The organism is Pseudomonas sp. RGM2987, assembly GCF_022952855.1.
Classification (GTDB): Bacteria; Pseudomonadota; Gammaproteobacteria; order Pseudomonadales; family Pseudomonadaceae; genus Aquipseudomonas.
This window is the reverse complement of record NZ_JALJDX010000057.1, coordinates 1-4,205: the sequence shown is the minus strand read 5'-3', so window position 1 is coordinate 4,205 and position 4,205 is coordinate 1. Positions and strand designations below refer to the sequence as shown.

Annotated in this window: 2 protein-coding genes; both read right to left on the bottom strand. The window is 61.8% G+C overall.

Going from position 1 to position 4,205, the window contains the following annotated elements:
- Positions 1–209: 209 nt before the first annotated feature.
- A complete protein-coding gene (locus RGM2987_RS00475) occupies positions 210–488 on the bottom strand; it encodes a hypothetical protein (protein ID WP_245138156.1) in 279 nt (92 codons plus the stop codon).
- A 1-nt stretch (position 489) separates the two neighbouring features.
- Positions 490–4,205 (bottom strand): RHS repeat-associated core domain-containing protein (locus RGM2987_RS00470; protein ID WP_245138155.1); only part of this gene is annotated, 3,716 nt, incomplete at its 5' end.

The following is a 4,205-nucleotide window of genomic DNA, read 5'->3' as shown; positions in this document are numbered from 1 at the left end:
GCCGTCGCCACGGCAGTGATCGCAATGTTCGCCGCCACCTCCAGCACCCCGCCGAGGATGTCGGCCATCATCGAGGTGTGCTCCAGCGCATCGCCCAGGCGGGCGGCCCAGAGTGCGTCAGACATGCCGGATACTCATGGAACCCAGATGTCTGGCGGCTGTGTGTTCAAGTGCTTCGATGCTTTCCATTGCATCCTTTTTCCTATGGGTTACGGCATGCTCATCAAGGCCATTCGCAGGCGCGTGATCAGTTTCGGGCTCTTGAGGCAATCGGCCGGGCGTTTGTTACCCAAGGCCGGCACGACTTGTTCCATCCACCACAGGCCCTCCTTGAGCCCTCGTTTTCCATAGAGCACCACGGCCATGTCGAGGTTGTCGTCCATGGACTTGGCGAGCGTGCGAGCGTTGTCGTCGAGGTAGTCCTCCTCGTACAGGCGCACGAAAGTTTGCCAGTCGGCGTCGCCGACGTATTCGTCTTCCAGTCCCATGTCAAAATCCGTCAAAGGAGATCAAGTTGCTGCCGGTCGGGTTACGCGCCGACGGCGCCAGGATCCCATCATAACCATTGGCCTTGGCCCAGGCGCCGATCTGGTGGGTCTGGGTGTATTTGTTGCCGGTGATGTTTTTCAAGGACACGCCCAATTGTTTGCGCACATCGGCGCGGGTCAGGTCCAGGACGTTGTTGAGCTGCACTTTCTTGCTCACCAAGACCCGCGTGGACAGGTCCACGCCCCAGTGATTGACCTCGCCCATGGCGGTCTTGCGCGAATTGGCGCCGTAGACGCCACCCAGGCCGGGGGCGGTATAACGGTGTCGGGCGGCGACGTTCCATTTGTGCGCCGTCCAGGTCGTGCTGATCCGCCCAGGCTCTTCAAAGCGATAAACCGTCCGGTTGACCTTGCGGCCTTTCGGCGGGGTCGTGCATTTCATCAGCCCCGAGGGGTCGATCCAGCTCACCGGGTTTGGCGCGTATTGGTAGAGGTTCAGCCCACCCGCCAACCCGATGGGGTCCGGTGTGGTGAACCGGCCAATGTCCGGATCGTAAAAGCGCAGGGTGTTGTAATGCAGGCCGGTTTCCCGGTCCAGGTACTGGCCCTGGAACCGCAGGTTCTGTTCTTCGATGAAGTACGGCTCGCGCAACTCTTCGGCGGTGTTGCCCCAGACCTGGTAACGGGCACGCCAAAGCATGTGGCCGTCGGCTTCGCAAAGTTGTTCGGGCAGGCCGTTGAAGTCGTTGTGGTAATAACGGATTTTCTGTTGTTCACCGACGCCATCGACCCTTGCCAGTGGTTCGTGGCTGTCATCGACATAGATGTAGAGGCTGGTCTGGTTGTCTCGATGCTCCTGCAAGAGCTGCAGCGCGTCCCAAGTGAAACGGGTGCGGCTCAGCAGGGTGCAATGACAGTCGTATTCGGCTTTTTCAATACGCCGCCCCAGCGGGTCGTATGTCATTTTCACGACCGAACCGTTGTCGTTGCGAACCTCAACCAGGCGCTGCTCGGCGTCGTAGTGAAAACGTTGGACGCCGCGGCGGGCGCTGCGTTTTTCCACCATGCGCCCGAAGCCGTCATAGCGGTAGCGCTTGTCCTGATAGGTCAACAGACGATTATGCGCGACCCGACCCGTGCCCAGGCTGTCGAGCAGGTTGGCGGCCGGGTCATAGGCAAAGCCTTCGCGCTGGCCCTGGAGATTGTCCTGGCTGGCAAGGATGCGCCCGGTGGCGTCGTAATGCAGCAGTTGCCGATGTGATGCATCCGGCTGGCTGTCGAAGCGTTCCACCAGTTGATCACTGGTGTCGTAGCCAAACAGCGATTGCGCCGCCGCAGGCAGCAGCGTGGATTGACCTTGTTGTCGGCGCTGGCGGGCCCGCAGACGACCACTGCGGTCGTATTCGCTGCGCGTGCTGAGACGTCCCTGGGTGCGCAGCACTTCGCGGTGCAGGCGGTCACGTTCGAAGTCGCTGATCACCAGGCCGTCGAGGTTGATCTGGTGCAGATGACCGCTGCCGTAATGCAGACGGTTCAGCCAGCGGCCATCGGGGAGCTGTGTCTGGGCCAGGTTGCCCAGTTCGTCGTAGCGATGCTCCAGGCGCCCGGCCCAGCTCTGTTCGGCAATCAGTTGCCCGAGTGGGTCGTAGCTGAAACCGACGCACTGCTGTTCCCCTGATTGATGGGTGAACGTGATGGCCTTGACCTGATCGAGCGCGTCATAGCAGTACTCGGTGCGGCCATCGTCGGTGACCTTCATCACCAGACGGCCCATCGCATCGCGCTCCAGTTCATGGATGATCGGCGCTTGCGGGGCGAGGTCCAGGTCGGTGCTGCCCGGCACCGCGTGGGCTTCCATGCGGATGACGTTGTCCAGCGAGTCGTAGGCGTAGCGCTTGAGGCTGCCGTCCAGGCTGTTCTGGGCGGTCAGACGGTCGCCGGCGTCCCAGGCAAACCGGTAGCTTTCGTCGTTTTCGTTGGTCAGCGCCAACAGGCGGCCGTAGTGGTCGTAGCTCAGTTCCACCCGGCGACCATGGGCATCGGTGCGCACGCGCAGTTGCCCGGTCAGGGTGTGTTGGAAATGCGTGGTGTGCCCGGCCGGGTCGCTGTAACCGATCAACTGGCCGCTCGCATCGCGCTGGTAGTGCTCGGTGCGTCCGTCCGGCAGTTGCTTGCTCAACAGCCGACCCTGGTCGTCGTAGTTGAAAAGCGTCCGCTCTCCCTGTGCGTCGGTGCTGCTGAGGAGCAGTCCACGTTCGCAGTAACTGAATCGCGTGGTGTAACCGGAGCAATCGGTGTGTTCGCTGAGCTGGCCCAAAGGCGTCCAGCGCATCGTCTTGCGTTTGCCCGTGGCGTCGATGACTTCCACCACCTGGCCGTGAGTGTCATGGCGATAGCGGGTGACGTGGCCCAGCGGATCGGTTTCCCGAATCCGATTGCCATGCGAGTCATAGCGGTATTGCCAGGTATGGCCCTCGGCATCGGTCTCGACCATGGGCAAGGCCCAGTGTTCGAGCCATAACGTTGACTCGCTACGCCCAAGCGGGTCGAGGGTCTGGCAAAGATTGCCCGCCTCGTCGTAGCTGAATTGATATTGGCCGCCGTTGGGGGCCATCGCGGCGATCAGCTGGCTTTCGTCATTCCATTGGAAAGTCCAGATGCGGCCTAACGCGTCGGTATTTTCGGTGATCTGGTAGCGCGTATCCCAGCGACGTGTGCTGATGCGATTCAAACCGTCGGTGATGCGCGTGGTCCCGGCTGCCAGGTCATAGTCGAAGGCATAAGTGTCGCCCGCGTCGGTCCAGTGACGAACCACCCGCCATTCCTGGTTTTCGATCAACGCCCAGTCGTAGAAGCAGCGCAGGCCGGTGGGCAACTGGTGTTCGACCATGCGCCGACCGACATCGTAGGCATAGCGGCGTTTCACTTGGCCATTGGACTGGCGAACCTCGGCCAGGTCGCCTTGGGCATCGTAGCCGTAGTGCATCAGCACTTCCCGGCGCTGATCGGCGTAGAGCCGCTCGATCATGCTGATACGTTGCGGCCATCGATCGTCATAGGTCAGTTCGATACGGACCAGATCGAAGGTTTCTCGCAACTGCACCAACCGTCCGGCGGCGTCGTAGTCCAGGTAAATGCGATTGTCGTTGCGGTCGCCCAGTTGTTCGAGGCGCAGCAGCGATATACGGTCCGGCGTCGGCTTGAACAGCCGGTACAGCCCGTCCGTGCTTTCGATCAGCAATTCACCATTGGCGTGTCGCCGAACATTCAGCCCTTCACCGGGGCTGAACACTGCACCGCCCAAGGGGATCGAACCCATGTCGATGCGTCGACCCTGCTCGTCGGTGTAAACCAGGGTTTCACCGCCCTCGGGGTGGGGCAGGATTTCGACGCACACCTCATAGGCAACGCTCCAGCCGGCGCCAAACAACCCGTCGCGGCGTTCGTCACGGCTGTTGTAGAAGCGCTGCCAGTCGATCGGCAGGATGCCGGGTAGGACGAAGTCCATCTCCTCGATATCGCCCAGCACTTTAGCGCCGGTGGCGGCATGCACCGGGTTTGACGAGCCCATGGCCGCATTGGCCGCCGCGCCCATCGCACTGCTGACCGCCATGGACGCGGCGCCGCCCACCAGCATGCACGGCAATTTGCTGAAGAACTTGCCCTTGCCACCCTTGAGCATCAGCAGCGCGGTCACCGCCAAGCCCACGCCCGGGG

What these genes read in the sequence shown, in the direction of transcription:
- RGM2987_RS00475 (WP_245138156.1), bottom strand. Translation starts at nt 488, where the DNA reads ATGGGACTGGAAGACGAATACGTCGGCGACGCCGACTGGCAAACTTTC.